Raw genomic sequence first — 16379 nt, 5'->3', positions numbered from 1 at the left:
CTGACTATGGCATTCAAGATTATAACGTTTCTAAGATTTTACGGGCTTTTTCATTTTTAGTATTGATTTCAAGTACTTTTCGGTAGTTCTGCTTTGCTTTTCCTTTCTGTCCGTCTTTGAGATAAGCCTCAGCTAAACTATCGTAGACATTTTCACTCTCTGGATACAAGATCGTGTTGATGCTAAAAACAGCAATAGCCTGAGCATTTTTTTCTGATGGAGCAGTTCATATCCTGTACCATTCAGAAAGCCTTCTGAAAGCTGCTCATGTTGGCTATCCTCTTGTTTTGCCTTTTGATATGCCTTTACACCTTTTTCAAAATGACCTTCTAAAATTAATGCTAAGGGTATAATTTCATCGCTGCCGATCTGAGGACTTTTAGATCGAACAGTTTTATCAGCTAAAGTCTGTACAAGTTCTTTTTTACCAGAACTTGAATCCATATCAAAACTCACCTTGAAATCCCAGTCTCGCATAGCAAATTTATTTTCCCCAACTTTGATAAGTTCCACCGGAGCATCCACATTGCGAACTGTCATCAGTTTACCATTTTCTTTATAGACTTTGATAAAACCATATTTTTCAAACTTGTAGCTCCCTAAATGAGCATTTAAATCTTGCTGACTTAACGGCAGAATTTGATTAGTTGCTGCAATATAGTTGGGCCAATGGTAGACTAATGCAACGGATCTCACGAGCTCATTGATAAACAGTGGTTTGTTGGTGTTTGTAAGAATCACAACTCCGTCACCACTTGTTTTACTTCCAATAAAGCTACTACTAAACCCCTCATTCCAACCACCGTGGGTCACATAAACCTCTCCGTTGTAATTTTCTAGAAAAATGCCCAAACCTATAAAAGGTTCAATAAACGGACTCGTAAATTCTTCTGCCGTTTTTTTGGAAATTACCCTACTTCTTTTGCCACTAAGTGTATTTTGAATATCGATGACAAACTTAGCATAATCTTCGGCTGTAGACCACAGACCCGCAGCAGCCTGCTCCGGATAAATATGGTATCGTCCCTCCACTTTACGTCCATCGACACCATAGGCTGTAGCTGTGAACTGTGCTTGTGCTGCTGGAAGTGGCTGTGCAAAACTGCTGTTGTGCATAGCAAGAGGGAGGAGCACTTTTTCACGCATAATAGTCGTAAAATCTTTCCCCTCGAGGTCCGAAAGCATTTGCTGCATCACCGTATATCCACCACCTGAATATCGAAAATTAGCCCCCGGAAGCTTATCAACAAAAACTGCAGGGGTATTGGACGGTTTTACGCCATTCAACACTTGAACAGCAGTAGGAAGAGGATCACTTACCTGATAACCAGGAAATCCACTTACTGTAAAACCAGCAGTATGGCTCACAATATTTTTTAATGTCACTTTTTTCGATTTAGTCCATTCATTTTCAAAAACTTTCCATGACTTCAGATATAGATTAACATTACTATTAGGGTCTAACTTTCCCTCTTCCACGGCTTTCAAAGCCGCATAAGCGCTTACAGGCTTACTCATCGACGCTACTTGGAAAAGTGTTTTTGAAGTTACTGGCGTTTTAGAATCAAGATCTGCATAGCCATACGTTTTACTCCAGATAACTTTTGAATCTTTGATAACAGCTATACTCACCCCAGGAACGTTATAAAACTGCATCCGGGAAACGATATCCCAAGAAGCTTCGCCCTCAAAACGGACTGGTGGGATTAATCCAGCTTCGACCTTGGAAATACCTTCCTGAATCGTCATGTGGGTCTGTGCAGAAGCAGTTCCTACCAACATTCCGAGAATAATTGTAAGGGAGAGCGGTTTTATAATCATCATATTTATCTTGGCTAAAAGTAAAAATTGAACACTGAATTCCTTTATGATTTGCAAATGAATTACTGATATGTAGTAATCGATTGGGAGACTTTCCAGTTACCGCCGTCATTGACCAAAGTTACAAGATCAGTCTTCGTAAATCCTTCAAATTGCATTGTTATTCTCGCTACTTTATAATCAGCGGAATTTTCTACGATTATGGTACTCGTTTTACAGTTCAGTTGATCTCCTTTTTGTTTTTTTAAGAATGAGACGACTTCTGAACGACTATTGGTCCGCCCTTCTTTTGCGTTTATCTTTTGGGTGAAATCTGAAGTAAAAAGTTTTTCCAGCCCTGCTGATTCACCCGCAGTCATAATCGCTACGTAATGGTCGATAGCTAGCGCTGCTGTCGATAGATTGACAACTGTTTTTTTATTCGGTACTTTTGGTTTTGCGGTTGCCATAGTGAAAGTCGATACTACGATCAAGGCTACTGCTACGAATGTGTTTGCTAAAGTTTTCATAATGTCTTTATTTTTATATTGATGGTTAGTCGTTCTTTTATTGATTCAAAAATAGTTTGTAAATCAATCGAACACGATGACATTTAGACTAAGCTCAGGAAAAACTCGGTGAATACAGGGAATTTATAGGTGAAAATATGGACATCAACCTGAATTGCAATTGCGCCAAATAGCGATACTTTCCAAAATTTATACAAGAAACGATCAATGAGGACGACAATTCCACTGATCACTTCAATAAAAATCCGACAAGATGAAGGATCAAACGTCATCTTTGGCAGTCTTTCTTCCAGTAAAAAAGACCGTTAATCAGGATGTGATTTCCTTCCATATTTTACTTTTTGATCCTTATATTTGCAGAAATTAGAGAGGCCGAAAAACTACATCTATCACTTTATTTTGTTTATTAAATGAATATTGAGACATTACATTACCTACAGACATTCATTCATTATACCTTACATTTTTTAGCTCCAGGATTACTTTCGTATGTGTTTTTTAGAAAACAATGGAAACGTGCCTGGTTAATCATGATTGCTACAATGCTGGTTGATCTCGATCATTTGTTAGCGACTCCAATATTCGCACCAAATCGTTGCAGTATAGGCTTTCATCCACTTCACTCCTATTATGCAATTGCAGTATACTTTATCTTACTCTTTTTTCCTAAAACTCGAATTATTGCGGTTGGTTTACTCTTTCATATGTTAACAGACTGGCAAGACTGTCAATGGCATTGATCAACAAGATCTTAAAAGGTAATTATTAGACAATTACACCATTGATGATCACAAGCAAAACAAAGAGCGCAACTATTAATCATAACATCAAAAGCATACTAAAACCATTTTTTTAGAACTGATTCGCGTTCAGTAACTATTATCGACCGACATTAAAAACTAGACTTTGATATTTATATCCCGAAGCTAAATGAAGCCAATTTTAAAACTAATATTTCTTGCAACAACAGTTCTATTGACAAGTTGCCATTCATCAGCACAATTAAAAGACAACTATTCAACAAAAATTGATAGTTTACTGCTAACTAAAAGTCCACGAGATTTTAATGGAGCAGTTTACATTGAACAAAATGGAATAACAAAATATGCAAAAGCATATGGACGAGCTGATTACAGCAAAGAGATCCCCTTAAAAATGGACGACAAGTTTTCTACCATGTCCATAGCCAAACAATTTACCGCAGCACTTATTTTACAGCAAGTAGAAAAGGGGAAAATTGATTTGAAAAAACCTATTCGTAAATATTTGCCTGATTTGAAATATACTTGGGCGGATACCGTAACCGTCCATCAACTGCTCAACAACACTTCAGGATTATACAGCGACGATATAGACAAACCATTGAAATTTAAACCAGGATCTTCATTCAATTATTCTAATGTGGGTTATTATGTTGCGGGACTTGTTCTTGAAAAGCAAAGTGGGAAAAGTTTTGAAGCTTTAGTGACAGCACTATTTAAAAATTGTCACATGAACGATAGCTATTATCCAAATGAAATCAATAGCCAATTACTAACAAAAGGACATACCGTGCTACAAGACAGAACTTTTAGACGCAACGAACAATTAAGTTTTGATGCTAGCCATACTTTTGGCAGTCACTTAATTGTTACTGCACCCGATCTTGCAAAATGGAACGCATGTTTACATCAGGGAAAAGTTCTAAAACCTACCACCTACAAAGTGATGACAAGTTATGTTATAACCAACACACATCAGCTTTTCAGTAAAAATCCTATTGGTTACGGCTATGGTTTGCGAATAAATGATAAAGACAGTATTGCTGAAATTGGCCATACAGGATTTCACCCATCAGAAGGTTTTACGGCGGTTAATTTATACTATCCAAAAACAAAAACCAGTGTTATCATAATGGAAAATGTAGGGAATGAAAATTTTGATATTGCCTATCATTTTGAACAGGAAATCAGAAGAATCATTAAAGAAAGCAATCTTTTGAAATGAAGATGACACCTACACTTCATGGCTATTCAAGCGGAAATGTGGGCAATGAAGTATTCATTTTCAAACCTGTTAACTACACATTTTTTAAATAGCTCCGCAAATTTAAAACTACTAGAATAAATACGCTTACCCAATCATAGATAAGCGTATTTATTCTGAATGACAGAACAGTTTAGAACTTCCAAAACGATAAGTAATCACATACCTTTCGACAACAACTCCGCCATACTGTGCTCATAACTTCAATAACGTTTGGAATAATCAAAACGGTCATAATTGCTAGTAACAGTACAAGTATCCGGATATAGATTAAAGGCAAAAAAGTAACATCCGGTGCATCTCTGTCTATAATAACTGTACTTTTATGCGGTGTTTACCTGCCTCAAGCGCCATAGATTGCTTTTCTTTAGCATTACTAGGAGGAAAAAAGGTCGCTGTTGCATTGGCCGGAACTGTTACATCATAAGTAACAATATTCTTATTCTTTTTCCATTTAGATACAATATCACCATACGGCGAAGCATGTGTAATCTCGGAATGATCCAATGTTTTCGGAAATATGGGCTTCAGCAGAATATGTTTAAATCCAGGTTGCTCAGGATCTGGTAAAATCCCACCCAAAGATTTAAAAAACCAGCCCCCTATTTCCCCAAACATCATATGGTTATCCGATATATCTCGCTTAGCATCAAGATCCCAATTCTCCAGTAACGTAGTAGCTCCGTTAACGACCCACCATCCCCAAGATGGATAAGAATCTTGAACAGCTACTTTATAAGCGGACTCCTCATAACCATTGTTTTTGAGCGCATTCAACAATGCCTTTGCTCCTAATACACCAACATCTAGATGAAAACCGGATTCCTCAACTTTTTTATTCAGATTAAAAGCGACCTTTGTTTTCACATCTTCAGGAACAACATCCCAGTGCAGAGCCATGCTCAATTCAGTCTGCGTTCCACTTCCATAAATTCCTGTAGAAATATTCAGAAACTTTTCATTGATCGCCTTTTTGATTTTCTTACTTAAGCGATCATATTTCTCATAGTCATCCTGTTTTCCAAACATTTTCGCGGCAGCACTTAGAATTGTCGCATCCACATAGAAATAGATGGACGATGTCAATTCTAAATTTGAGGTAGACTTAACAGGTACCCAGTCTCCACGCCCAAAAGTAGTCAATGCTTCCGGACTGATACGGTCCACATAATCGACATAATTCTTAATATTCTGGTAGGAATCTTCCAAAAGCCTGTTATCGCCATAAAACATATATACCTGCCATGGAATAATTGCGATTGTACTGGTCCAGTCCAGCCCGTTTGCATCACCATATCCCCAGCCACCTGTTGGAATAATATCTGGTAAAACACCATTGGGCTGTTGTTCGTCACGGTGATCGGCAATCCATTTTTCATAGACAGTAATTCCATCAAAATTATAAAATGCTGTTTCGATTGCCAGATGGCCATCACCTGTCCAGCCATTCTTTTCCCTTTGCGGACAATCCGTAGGATACCCCATCAGATTGGATAAATACGCATTATTAGTAACCTTCCAAAGATCATTGACCAACTTTGACGACGTCTTAACCTCACCTTTTGCAGCCACATCACTATGGACAAAATATGATGTAATATGCAGATCTTTTAAGTCCAATGGTTCACTACTGGACACCTCTACATAACGGAACCCCTTATAGTTAAACTTTGGCATGAACTCATCCTGCTTTTTGCCACTCAGTATTAAAATATCCGTTTGAAAAGGATCAGTCTCTTTGTCACCTCTAAAATAAACATCAATATTAGACTGATCCAGGCGCCCATCTTGATGTAATCGTTCCCCGTGTTTAATCTTTAATACCGTTCCTGCTGTCCCACTGGCTTTCACTTTAGTGATGCCTGACATATTCTGCCCCAGGTCAAAAACGTAGGTTTTATCATCTATTCTTTTAACGCTTTTTGGGGTAAAAGTATTTACCATACGGATTGGAACCGTCTGTTGCGCCACAATCAAATCAGCAGGTGCACTGCGATACCGCACACCTTTCCATTTTGAATCATCAAAATCCGCTTCATCCCATCCTTTCTGCTCCAATCTCGCATCATAATGTTCACCGGTGTAGATGCTATTGAATATAATCGGTCCTGAAGAAGTTTTCCAATCGCGCTCTGATGAGATTGTCTCTTCCGTGCCATCGGTATATACAATACGTAAATCCATGCAAAATGTAGGACGGTTGCGCCACGGCGCATTGTTGAAATCCCATACAGCAAGTGACTGATGGTTGTACCAACCATTTCCAAGTATCACTCCGATTGCATTATTTCCACTTTTAATCTGCGCAGTCACATCATGGACAACATACAACAGCCTTTTATCAAAGCGCGTATACATAGGATCGAGGATGTTTTTCCCAACTTTAGCTCCATTTAAGGAAAGCTCATAAAGACCTGCTGCCGCAATGTAAGCCCGAGCATACTTAACCGTTTTCTTCGTTGTAAACTTTTTACGAAAATATGGTGCGGGTTTATCATTTTCGTTGGCATGATCACTAATCCATGCACCTTTCCAGTTGAACCTTGACATCATGCCCGTTTCAAAAGAAGCAACGCCCGAACTACTTGGTCTTCCATCTTTATCCCATACTGTAACTTTCCAGAAATATCGTGTCAGTGCATGAAGATCTTTACCCGCATAACGGACAAGAATATTGTCTTTCATCAGTTTGCCAGTATCCCAGATATTTCCTTTATTATTGACGATTGACAATGAGTCAGTTCCCACTATAACTTGATAGGCCACTTGCCTAGCCCCCTGCCGATCGTCTTTCAGCATCCAGGTAAATCTGGGTTGCTCCACATCAATAGCGAATGGATTGACCAGATGCTCGCATTGAAGTGCGATAGGTTCAAAGTCAGCTCCCTTTTTATGACCATAAAGATTGCAGGAAGCACATAAGCCCACCAGCAATAGTATATTTTTCATTCTTGATTTATTGTTATTCATCTTTTCAATATGCGTATGACTTGTATGCATCATTGGCTTAGGTTTATCAATTTTTCATATTAGTTATAGGAACGCGCATTCCATGACATCAACCTCAAAAAGATTATGCTAGCAAATTATAATTAGACGTAGATAACCCGGGTTCCAAATAGTATGCAAACAGACCAAATATAACCATTATTGATACAATAACTGTCCCGTACCAACCTGCTCCTGCCCGTTAACAACACAAATATTTGATTTTGGATCTTATAGATCCAAAAAACACACAATCGATAGATGATCAATTATTACTAACTTGAATTCAACAATATCTACAAAAAGTAACGCATCGTTGATCGTAACATATTCAATATATCACAATAACGCCACAACTATATCACTTTCAGTAAAACGCACCTACCACGAAATACTGCAATAACTTTAAATACTTGATCGCGTTATAATTATTCCATTGTGCTTCAGACGATCCATCGTTATAAATTATTTTTAGATTTAAATCATAATCATAATATATTTTTAGGCTCATCACGGCATTATAGTCAATGCTATTTCCGGCCCTTATTTTCGTAAAAAAGCTTATCAGTTTGTGATTCTCATAAGATGCATCATCCTCAACAATTCGATCAATATTTCGAGAAGCTTCAGAACTGGGATCAGATCCATAAGTGCCCCTCAAGAAAAAATTAAGTATTTCAACTCCTTCATCAAGTTTTGTGCTCGCTATCGTTTTCTCCTGCTGATCATATGCTAGCATGAACAACAAACTGAATAAAATAATCAATGCATGATTAGCGATTTTTCCAAGAGTAGAGTCAATAAATTGAATAATCATTTTTAATTTATATTTTTCATGAATCTCAATGCCAACTATTCTACCAAAAACATAATTCACTCATTAACAAGTTATTGATAAATAATAAGAACAATAGGTTAACCATAATCGGACAATACCTGTTCACAATCGAACAATCTAATCAATGACCCATATTCATACTATGAAAATTCCCTTACATTATCACCTCATTTTAAAAGAGTATTTATGAAAGTATATCTTCTGCCGTTTTGCACAAAAGTCTACTTCTGCAATGACCATAATCAATTAAAATGCAGCAAAATTTGAAATTAACCTTGAAATATATTACCTTTAGTATGAAACCAAAAGCGGGTTTAGGGCTGTACTTAAAGGCTTTATCACGCATAATTATAAATCATTAATTACAAACAATGGATAATTTAAAAAATTATAAGTTCGGTGTATTCTATTATAACCCTTCAGACCCTCGTCTATTAGTACCTAAAACACGCTCGAGTATACACGGATATACATTGAATTTTGCAAAACCCATCAGTTCTGTCATATTGGGCATATTCATCTTCCCTGCTGTAGCACTTCTTTACCTAATTTTCAGAAGCTAACTATTTTAAAATATCAATTAAGAGCATAAGCACTTTCCAAAACAATAAGATGCGATTAAAATGCTCTAGAAAAGCTTGAATGAAAGTTATTATATTGATTTACGACGGAATTTTCATTAAAACTGCGGGGACAACATTGATAATTTTAATAAAATTAACGAAGCTTTATGTAAAAAAAGTTAGGGGAACGAATAAATATATGAAACAATGTTCGCTATTATTTTCATAAAAAAGGTTCAATCACCTCGATTGAACCTTTAGAACTTTAAGTATTAGAAAAATAAAAGCTCCCAAAATTTAGATAATAAAAATATCTTTGGCTTCAGCGACTGCGGAATATTTTTCTTCAAGTAATTGTTTAAGTAAAAGCAGTTTCTATATTACCCATGATACAATTACTGCATTGAAAAAAACTACAGGATAATAACGTTCTAACTGACACAGCATCCCTTTCATCCCTAATCTTATCATTTCTTTACGATTAAATATCTTTAGGACTTATCTCTTGAAGCACTTCAATCAATTTCGTCGCTGTTGGACCAGCGGATAGTGGGTTCTGCCCGGTAACCAAGTTTCCATCGCGCACCACATGCGGTACAAAAGGTACCGGAGCCGAACTGAATGAAGCTCCCAATTCTTTTAATCTGGATTCTAATTTAAAAGGGATATAATCACTTCGCATTACGAGATTTTCCTCCATATTGGTAAAAGCAGTCACGTGCCTACCAACCAAGAAATCAGGATCTGTTTGTGCAAGGGCGACTAAAGCCGCAGGACCATGACACACAGCCCCGATCGGTTTATGCTCTTTGATAAAGTTCGCCAGTAAACGTGACACCTCAGGATGTCGAGCCAGATCCCATAAAGGACCGTGCCCCCCTGGAATAAAAACACCATCAAAGGCAGAAGATTGAACGCTTTCCAATTCAACGGTATTCTTAAATCTTTGCTGTGCATTTTCATCATCCAGAAACTTACGGTTATCACTAGTCAAGTGTTCGGTTAACTTACTCATCGGATCAAGAGGTGGTTCACCTCCCAATGGACTGGCCAAAAGAACTTGATATCCGGCCTCTTCAAATTTATAATAAGGGTCTGTCATTTCACCTAACCATACCCCAGTTTTACTATCTGTCCCATCCATTCTATCATGGGAGCTCAATATCATGAGTATATTCCGTTTATTTTCCATTTTAAAAATCCTTTAAGTAAACATGGATGACAATAGACAGAGATAACAATTCGAACAAAGCAAAGTTTGCAGGCATACTACCTGATCTAGGACAATAAATACCTCAAATGTCACTTAATGAACATCTGCACAACAGTAGGATTTTCATTCAATCCCAGTATTCTTTAGTCAAAGATCACCCAACACGGTGCAAGCCACATTAAGGTGTATTTGATAATATGTCAAACTTCACAGAAGACTTAACAAATCACATAGCACTTACGGTCGATTTCAAAATAGTTTTACAGAATAACGATTACCACAACCGAACGATGTCCCGAAACACAATACAATGTGCACGAAAAACATAATTACAATCTGTAAAAGGCCGGTATATTTGTTTAAAATTTACAGATTTGAAACAATTGACCATATCCATACTCTTGATGACGTTCTTATTCCAGACGTTTAGCAAAATAGGTATGCTCGTTGATTACAAATTAAACAGGATCGAATACCTTAAATCCTGTCAGAACATTGATAAACCGCTTCTACACTGCAACGGGCAATGCGTACTCATGAAAAAGCTGAAGAAGCAGGCTGAAAAAGAAGCAAAACAGGCAACCGTTAACTTAGAACAGTTAGCTTCTATTCATCATCTTGACACCTTCGAATTTCCGAAAAATAATCGCATCGCACGACGTATTACCAAGCACTATCCACAAGATATGAGCTATACTTTCCTTTTTGCAGAAACAATCTTCCACCCACCCCTCTTTTCCATCTAGTTGCAAAAAAACAAGTGACATCATCTGTCATTTGAGTCTTTTCATTTTTCACATTAATTGATACCTATATAGGCTATCCAGTACACGCTATTCATGATTTTGAATAGATACGCTGTATCGTATTCATTTTGAGCAATAGCTCTTGCACAGATTAGCCATATACAAAATCATTAGTCATAACACGAAGATAAATGTTATCAAAATATAAACATACAGTTCTTGGCTGTGTATCAATTGCGCTGTTCATGGGTGTGCTAGGATGCACATCAGCTAACCAAAATAGAGAACTGCCTACTTTAGGAGAGCAAGAAATTATTTCCACTTCAAAAGATGGTATTACACAAATGGATACCCTATACCATCATATACCTGAATTTCGCTTTGTCGATCAAGATAGTAACTGGATCAGCAACGAAGATTTAACTGGTAAAATATACCTTGCCGATTTCTTTTTCACCCGCTGTCCGACCATTTGTCCGATCATGTCAAAAAACATGCTGGAGGTGGCTAAGCATTTTCAGCATGAACCACGCTTCGCTATTATATCTCATACCATCGATCCCGATCATGATACACCGTCGGTTCTGAAAACTTATGCACAAAAATTGGGTGCACCAGACTTGTGGAAATTTGTTAATGGCCCAAAATCAAAAGTATATGACATCGCGGGAGCTGCAGGTTATTTTTCATTCGCAACAGAAAGCCCTGAATCGCCAGGTGGCTTTGACCATAGCGGAATATTTACACTCGTAGATGGAAAAGGTCATGTGCGAGGTGTATACAGTGGTATTGAAATGGACTCAGTCAAAGTTGCAATACAAGACATTCAGCTATTATTAGACAAACGTTAACCGATTAAAATAACATCAATAAATATGCATACAATAAAACTAAACACACTCATATTTCTGGGACTGACAACCGTATACAGCTGTAATAACGCCACAAAACCCAATCCATCTCAGATAGAAAATCAGAGTGTTACTGATACTTCCGATCTATCTAAGATGATCATGCTAGCAGATACAACCTTTGAAGGACATCAGGTATCGCTCTGGACCCCGGATAGTCTGACCAATAAATTTGAAAGCCTATACCTGAAGTTTGAAGATGGAAAAGGAAATCCGGTATCGGATCTAGCAGTGGACTATGAAATTAAGATGGATATGGGTATGATGGCACATAGCGTCCTTATTCCCCTCTCGTAAACAAGGGTAGAGGTATCTATCAAGCGGATGTGGTATTTATCATGGCCAACATGAAAGATATGGGCAAAGGCTGGTTATTTAAAACCTTTCTCAAAGGCAAAGATAAAACGGATACACTAACTTTTGCGCTACCTGTCCAACAAACTACTATACCACGCACAATACCTACTGGTACAGCAATAGATGATCGTGTATTTGTATCCTGTTTACTTCCTCCTGAACTGCCGGCAGGAAAACACAAGATCGAATTTGCCTTACATAAAATGGACAAGGAAAACTTCACAGAGCTTAATGACTATACCATAGCCGTAGAAACATTTATGCCCGCAATGAAACACGGTTCTTCAGAGAATGAAAATGCGGTAAATAAAGGTAACGGACGCTATTCTGGAATAGTCAATTTCACGATGCCTGGCGAATGGATCGTAAAAGTAAAGCTCCTTAAAAATGGAGAATCCGTAGCTCAGGATAGCCTAGTTTACCCGATCAAGATAAAATAAAGAGCAATCCTATTCAAAAAAATAATCAAAGAAAATGAAAAACTATTTAAAACAAGGAGTATGCAGCAGCCTCTCGTGCATCTTTTTATTAACAGCTTGTGAAAAAGAAACAGTCGTTCAACCTAACATTGATGCAGCATCAGGTAGTACAACTTTAATATTTGATGCCCGATATGGTGATGCTGACTTCGAATTGAACAAAGCATATGATTATAAATTCACCAATACCACAGGACAATTCGACTTTAAATATGAATTTAATCAACTGCGCTATTGGGTGAGCAACGTTCGTTTAGTCAATGCTGCTGGTGAAGAATTTAAAGTGCCCGAATCCTACTATCTCATCGAGGAAAATGTTGAAATTCCAGTACAGGACGGATCCTTCGGTAAGAAATATCCTGCAAATAAAAGAGAGCAGATTAAAATCGCAGCGATACCCGCCGGTGAATATACGGCAGTAAAATTTGCTATCGGAGTTGATTCAAAATACAACGACAATCTGACCTTGCGCGCTGGAGAATTATCCGCTCTCAATGGTATGGCTTTTGAAAGCTGGATGTGGCTCACCAGTTACAAATTCTTTGTCTTAAATGGAAAAATGACCTGGGTAAAAGCATCTCCAGAAGCTCCGGCTTTACAAACATTCTTTTGGGACTTCGCTTCCAATGATCTCTATGCTGAAAAAGAGATCAAGCTAGACAAAGCAATCACGATTAATGCTCAAATGACGACCAATATCAACATAGAAATGGATGTTAAAAAAGTAATCGACATTGAAAACCCTTGGTCCAACAGGTTGATCAGTGCTTCCCAAAAAGAGCTGATGACACAGCTAAAAAACAATTTGCTGACAAAGGCTATCACTTTAAAAAGCACAACTGCTACCGCAACCAAGAAATAAGATGAATAAAAACAAAGGATCACAAATAGGAGCCATCATTTGCTTTGTAGTGAGTGTATTGATGCTATCGTGTCAAAAAGAGCAACAGGGCACCCTGGAAAATGACCAAGCTCCTACCCCTTTGTTATTAAAAATTCCGCCACATTTCCCCAGACCAATCGAAATGCCTGATAATCCACTCACAGTCGAAGGAGTACATTTAGGTCGTCAGCTGTTTTATGACCCTTTGTTATCTGCAAATATGCAGATCAGTTGTGCAAGCTGTCATCATCAAGAACGAGCATTTGCAGATGGAGTGGCCCTTACTGCGGCTGGTGTATCTGGAAAGAAGCTGGAGAGACACTCCCCGACTTTAATCAACTTGGCATGGGCAGATCAAGGATTTTTCTGGGACGGTGGAGCCAAAAATTTGGAATCCCAGGCCTTTGGACCGCTTACACATGCCGATGAAATGGGAATGTCCTTAGTCACTTTGGCCAACCGTCTGATGGCTAGTGAACTTTACGTCAACTTATTTCAGCAAGCTTTTAATGAAAAACCATCAGCACAGGGTGCCGCAAAAGCATTGGCGCAATTCCAGCGAACCTTGATATCGGCTAGTTCACGGTATGACAGTTATCGAAGTGGACAAGATATGCAGGCGCTCACAGCAAGTGAACAACGTGGCATGCATCTCGTCATACAAAAATGTGGTGGATGCCATCGTGGTGAACTGTTCACAGACAATGCTTTCCATAATAATGGTATTGACGATGACTTTACCGATGACTCGAACGAATGGATACATCGCGGACGTTATCGCATATCTTTTAATCCAGGAGATCTCGGAGCCTTTAAGACACCAACACTGAGAAACATAACACGCTCTGCCCCATATATGCACGATGGAAGATTTACATCGCTTGATCAGGTGTTGCAACACTACAGATCCGGTATTAAGCATAGCCCGGTCACAGACCGACTTCTTTACGATCAAAATGAAAATCCTGGCATAGCAATGAGCGATGGGGAAATGAACGATATAAAATCCTTCTTGGAGGCACTTACAGATGAGATATTTTTAAATGAAACCAATTTTTCTAATCCGCATAAAAATGAAAACAGAAAAAAATAACATAAACAATAAAATCGTACTTACAGCGATGATGTTACTCATCATCGCCCTTATAACTGCCTGCAGTAAAAAAGATGCACCAGCTCCTGATGCCGAAAAGACCGGGCAGTTTTCCATCGAATTTGACAACATTGTAGGTGAAGAAACTTTAGGCTTCGAACCCCGGGTTTATAAAAATGCAAAGGGAGAATCCTTTAGAATTAAATTACTACAATACTTCATCAGCAACATCAAACTCTATAAAGCAGATGGCAGCAGCTATACAGTACCTCAGGATGACAGTTATTTTTTAGTAAATGCAGCAGATCGTACCACACGATTTACGAAAGTAAAAGTGCCCGAAGGAAACTATGAAAAAGTCGAATTTATCATTGGAGTGGACAGTTTACGAAATACAATGCCAGTCGAAAAGCGGACTGGTGTATTGTCCTTTAATCCAGAAGAAGGACACGAAGGTGGAGGTATGTACTGGGGATGGAACAGCGGTTATATCTTCTTTAAAATGGAAGGTTACTGCGATTTGATCTCCGACAATCAACAGGGAGATCCCACTGGAAATAAACAGTTCAAATACCATATCGGTGGGTTTGGAGGATACAATGCCCCTACCTTGAACAATATCAAGACAATTACCGTAGATCTTAAAACTGCGGGCATAGCGCAGGTGAGAGCAGGCTTGCGCAGTAATGTCCACCTGTTTGTTGATATCATGAAAATATTCAATGGCCCCCATACATTCAGCATCGTCGAGCATCCCAATGTCATGTTCAGCGAATACAGTGTCAATATTGCCAATAACTTCCCACATTTTTTCACACACGATCACACTGAAAATTTTGTAAAGAGTGAAGACGAATTATAAAAGATGAAAAAAATATTCGTACTAATTGGAATTGTAGTCCTCGTATGGGCATGCAAGAAAGGTGAAGATGCCCTACCGGAACTCTTCACAGGCTTTGTAAAACCAAATAATTTTCCGGAGCCAGTTTATAATTTTACTAGAAACGCGATCACAAAAGATGGATTTGAACTAGGTAAACGCCTCTTTTTCGAACCGCGCTTATCCCGTAATAATACCATCGCCTGTGGCAGTTGCCACATCCAATCTGCAGCATTCACCCATCATGGTCACGATGTGAGCCATGGTATTGACGATCGGCTAGGCATACGCAATCCCATGCCTATTATGAACATGGCCTGGCAAAAAGAATTCTTTTGGGACGGAGGCGTGTTTGATTTAGATCTTGCAGCAGTAAACGCGATCACAAACCCTGTTGAAATGGATGAAACAGTGCCCAACGTGCTCAAAAAATTAAGAGCACATCCCGACTACCCAACACTGTTTAAAAAAGCATTTGGAACAGATGAAATAACAGATGCACGTTTTTTCAAAGCCCTATCGCAATACATGCTCATGGCTGTAAGCAGTAACAGTAAATACGATCATGTGATGCGCAAAGAAGCAGGTTATGCCTTTACCGAACAGGAAGAAAAAGGCTATCTGTTCTATCAGAAAAATTGTTCCTCATGCCACAGCGAACCTTTATTCACCGACAGAAGCTACCGTAATAATGGGCTTGCACCCAATAGAGTAAATGACACGGGTCGTGATTCCGTCACGTTAAATGCCGCTGACCGATATAAATTCAAAGTGCCTAGCCTTCGCAACATTTCCTATACCGCCCCTTATATGCACGATGGGCGTTTCCTGACCTTAAACAGGGTCATTGAACATTATCGTACAGGCATGGTCGACTCTCCGACCCTCGATCCTATTTTTAGACAGGCTGACGGCTCACTGGGCATAAAAATGACAGAAGAGCAAAAGGATAATCTTATCGCTTTTCTAAAAACATTGGATGACCGTGATTTTCTCACCAATAAACTACTGGCAGAACCAGAAATAAAATCAGGATTTGTTGTGAATTAGGAAAGTCCCTTCGTCCTTTAAAC

General features: G+C 38.4%; 18 protein-coding genes. 11 read left to right on the top strand and 7 right to left on the bottom strand.

All coding sequences use genetic code 11. The features are described 5' to 3' along the window. Positions 1-19 precede the first annotated feature (19 nt). The 4 genes from L950_RS28410 to L950_RS28405 all read right to left on the bottom strand — a co-directional run bounded on the left by L950_RS28410 (position 20) and on the right by L950_RS28405 (position 2602). The gene (locus L950_RS28410; protein WP_021192097.1) at positions 20-169 is read right to left on the bottom strand and encodes a hypothetical protein; all 150 of its coding nucleotides are present in this window, start codon (positions 167-169) and stop codon (positions 20-22) included. Next, positions 133-1824 carry a serine hydrolase domain-containing protein gene (locus tag L950_RS04175; RefSeq protein WP_021192096.1) on the bottom strand — a complete coding sequence of 564 codons (1692 nt, stop codon included), beginning with the start codon at positions 1822-1824 and terminating at the stop codon, positions 133-135. The genes L950_RS28410 and L950_RS04175 overlap by 37 nt, the downstream gene beginning before the upstream one ends. Before the next feature lie 59 nt (positions 1825-1883). Then, on the bottom strand, positions 1884-2330 hold the full coding sequence (locus L950_RS04170; RefSeq protein WP_031289513.1) for a nuclear transport factor 2 family protein: 447 nt from the start codon (positions 2328-2330) through the stop codon (positions 1884-1886). Positions 2331-2413: 83 nt separating this feature from the next. Further along, complete coding sequence (locus L950_RS28405; RefSeq protein WP_156169515.1) at positions 2414-2602, bottom strand: hypothetical protein; 189 nt, start codon at positions 2600-2602, stop codon at positions 2414-2416. Positions 2603-2740: 138 nt separating this feature from the next. Between L950_RS28405 and L950_RS04165 the strand changes: the two genes are divergently transcribed. Next, the gene (locus tag L950_RS04165) at positions 2741-3070 is read left to right on the top strand and encodes a DUF6122 family protein (protein ID WP_021192094.1); all 330 of its coding nucleotides are present in this window, start codon (positions 2741-2743) and stop codon (positions 3068-3070) included. A gap of 190 nt (positions 3071-3260) precedes the next feature. Continuing rightward, positions 3261-4316, top strand: coding sequence for a serine hydrolase domain-containing protein (locus tag L950_RS04160; RefSeq protein ID WP_021192093.1), 1056 nt, complete (start codon positions 3261-3263; stop codon positions 4314-4316). Between the two features lie 345 nt (positions 4317-4661). Here the strand turns inward: L950_RS04160 and L950_RS04155 are convergent, their stop codons facing one another. Both L950_RS04155 and L950_RS04150 read right to left on the bottom strand, forming a co-directional pair. After that, positions 4662-7358: an alpha-L-rhamnosidase gene (locus L950_RS04155; protein ID WP_231576847.1), complete on the bottom strand. Its 2697-nt coding sequence runs from the start codon at positions 7356-7358 to the stop codon at positions 4662-4664. Between the two features lie 352 nt (positions 7359-7710). Beyond that, positions 7711-8160, bottom strand: a complete 450-nt coding sequence (locus L950_RS04150) for a hypothetical protein (RefSeq protein WP_156169514.1) — start codon at positions 8158-8160, stop codon at positions 7711-7713. Positions 8161-8552: 392 nt separating this feature from the next. Between L950_RS04150 and L950_RS27560 the strand changes: the two genes are divergently transcribed. Beyond that, a complete protein-coding gene (locus L950_RS27560) occupies positions 8553-8744 on the top strand; it encodes a hypothetical protein (RefSeq protein ID WP_084825366.1) in 192 nt (63 codons plus the stop codon). A gap of 481 nt (positions 8745-9225) precedes the next feature. On the opposite strand, the gene L950_RS04145 is transcribed toward L950_RS27560, so the two are convergent. Beyond that, the gene (locus tag L950_RS04145; RefSeq protein WP_021192090.1) at positions 9226-9936 is read right to left on the bottom strand and encodes a type 1 glutamine amidotransferase domain-containing protein; all 711 of its coding nucleotides are present in this window, start codon (positions 9934-9936) and stop codon (positions 9226-9228) included. A gap of 557 nt (positions 9937-10493) precedes the next feature. On the opposite strand from L950_RS04145, the gene L950_RS28400 reads away from it, so the two are divergent. From L950_RS28400 to L950_RS04105, 8 genes are all read left to right on the top strand, one after another. Then, positions 10494-10703, top strand: coding sequence for a hypothetical protein (locus L950_RS28400; protein WP_156169513.1), 210 nt, complete (start codon positions 10494-10496; stop codon positions 10701-10703). 191 nt (positions 10704-10894) lie between these two features. Beyond that, the gene (locus L950_RS04135; protein WP_031289507.1) at positions 10895-11554 is read left to right on the top strand and encodes an SCO family protein; all 660 of its coding nucleotides are present in this window, start codon (positions 10895-10897) and stop codon (positions 11552-11554) included. A 24-nt stretch (positions 11555-11578) separates the two neighbouring features. Then, on the top strand, positions 11579-11911 hold the full coding sequence (locus tag L950_RS04130; RefSeq protein ID WP_021192087.1) for a hypothetical protein: 333 nt from the start codon (positions 11579-11581) through the stop codon (positions 11909-11911). Positions 11912-11952: 41 nt separating this feature from the next. Next, complete coding sequence (locus L950_RS04125) at positions 11953-12411, top strand: FixH family protein (RefSeq protein WP_021192086.1); 459 nt, start codon at positions 11953-11955, stop codon at positions 12409-12411. Between the two features lie 34 nt (positions 12412-12445). After that, complete coding sequence (locus L950_RS04120) at positions 12446-13312, top strand: MbnP family protein (protein WP_021192085.1); 867 nt, start codon at positions 12446-12448, stop codon at positions 13310-13312. 1 nt (position 13313) lies between these two features. Next, on the top strand, positions 13314-14426 hold the full coding sequence (locus tag L950_RS04115; protein ID WP_021192084.1) for a cytochrome-c peroxidase: 1113 nt from the start codon (positions 13314-13316) through the stop codon (positions 14424-14426). Further along, positions 14407-15288, top strand: coding sequence for an MbnP family protein (locus L950_RS04110; RefSeq protein ID WP_021192083.1), 882 nt, complete (start codon positions 14407-14409; stop codon positions 15286-15288). Before L950_RS04115 ends, L950_RS04110 begins: the two co-directional genes overlap by 20 nt. A 3-nt stretch (positions 15289-15291) precedes the next feature. Beyond that, complete coding sequence (locus L950_RS04105) at positions 15292-16356, top strand: cytochrome-c peroxidase (protein WP_021192082.1); 1065 nt, start codon at positions 15292-15294, stop codon at positions 16354-16356. Positions 16357-16379: the final 23 nt, after the last annotated feature.

Source organism: Sphingobacterium sp. IITKGP-BTPF85 (genome assembly GCF_001006065.1).
Classification (GTDB): domain Bacteria; phylum Bacteroidota; class Bacteroidia; order Sphingobacteriales; family Sphingobacteriaceae; genus Sphingobacterium; species Sphingobacterium anhuiense.
The sequence above is the reverse complement of the archived record's forward strand: the minus strand, read 5'-3'. Positions and strand labels throughout refer to the sequence as shown.

Bases quoted from the DNA above. Each gene is read 5' to 3' on its own strand.
- L950_RS04175 (WP_021192096.1), bottom strand. From the start codon at position 1,824: ATGATGATTATAAAACCGCTCTCCCTTACAATTATTCTCGGAATGTTG.
- L950_RS04170 (WP_031289513.1), bottom strand. From the start codon at position 2,330: ATGAAAACTTTAGCAAACACATTCGTAGCAGTAGCCTTGATCGTAGTA.
- L950_RS28405 (WP_156169515.1), bottom strand. From the start codon at position 2,602: ATGACGTTTGATCCTTCATCTTGTCGGATTTTTATTGAAGTGATCAGT.
- L950_RS04165 (WP_021192094.1), top strand. From the start codon at position 2,741: ATGAATATTGAGACATTACATTACCTACAGACATTCATTCATTATACC.
- L950_RS04160 (WP_021192093.1), top strand. From the start codon at position 3,261: ATGAAGCCAATTTTAAAACTAATATTTCTTGCAACAACAGTTCTATTG.
- L950_RS04155 (WP_231576847.1), bottom strand. From the start codon at position 7,358: ATGATGCATACAAGTCATACGCATATTGAAAAGATGAATAACAATAAA.
- L950_RS04150 (WP_156169514.1), bottom strand. From the start codon at position 8,160: ATGATTATTCAATTTATTGACTCTACTCTTGGAAAAATCGCTAATCAT.
- L950_RS27560 (WP_084825366.1), top strand. From the start codon at position 8,553: ATGGATAATTTAAAAAATTATAAGTTCGGTGTATTCTATTATAACCCT.
- L950_RS04145 (WP_021192090.1), bottom strand. From the start codon at position 9,936: ATGGAAAATAAACGGAATATACTCATGATATTGAGCTCCCATGATAGA.
- L950_RS28400 (WP_156169513.1), top strand. From the start codon at position 10,494: ATGAAAAAGCTGAAGAAGCAGGCTGAAAAAGAAGCAAAACAGGCAACC.
- L950_RS04135 (WP_031289507.1), top strand. From the start codon at position 10,895: ATGTTATCAAAATATAAACATACAGTTCTTGGCTGTGTATCAATTGCG.
- L950_RS04130 (WP_021192087.1), top strand. From the start codon at position 11,579: ATGCATACAATAAAACTAAACACACTCATATTTCTGGGACTGACAACC.
- L950_RS04125 (WP_021192086.1), top strand. From the start codon at position 11,953: ATGGCCAACATGAAAGATATGGGCAAAGGCTGGTTATTTAAAACCTTT.
- L950_RS04120 (WP_021192085.1), top strand. From the start codon at position 12,446: ATGAAAAACTATTTAAAACAAGGAGTATGCAGCAGCCTCTCGTGCATC.
- L950_RS04115 (WP_021192084.1), top strand. From the start codon at position 13,314: ATGAATAAAAACAAAGGATCACAAATAGGAGCCATCATTTGCTTTGTA.
- L950_RS04110 (WP_021192083.1), top strand. From the start codon at position 14,407: ATGAAAACAGAAAAAAATAACATAAACAATAAAATCGTACTTACAGCG.
- L950_RS04105 (WP_021192082.1), top strand. From the start codon at position 15,292: ATGAAAAAAATATTCGTACTAATTGGAATTGTAGTCCTCGTATGGGCA.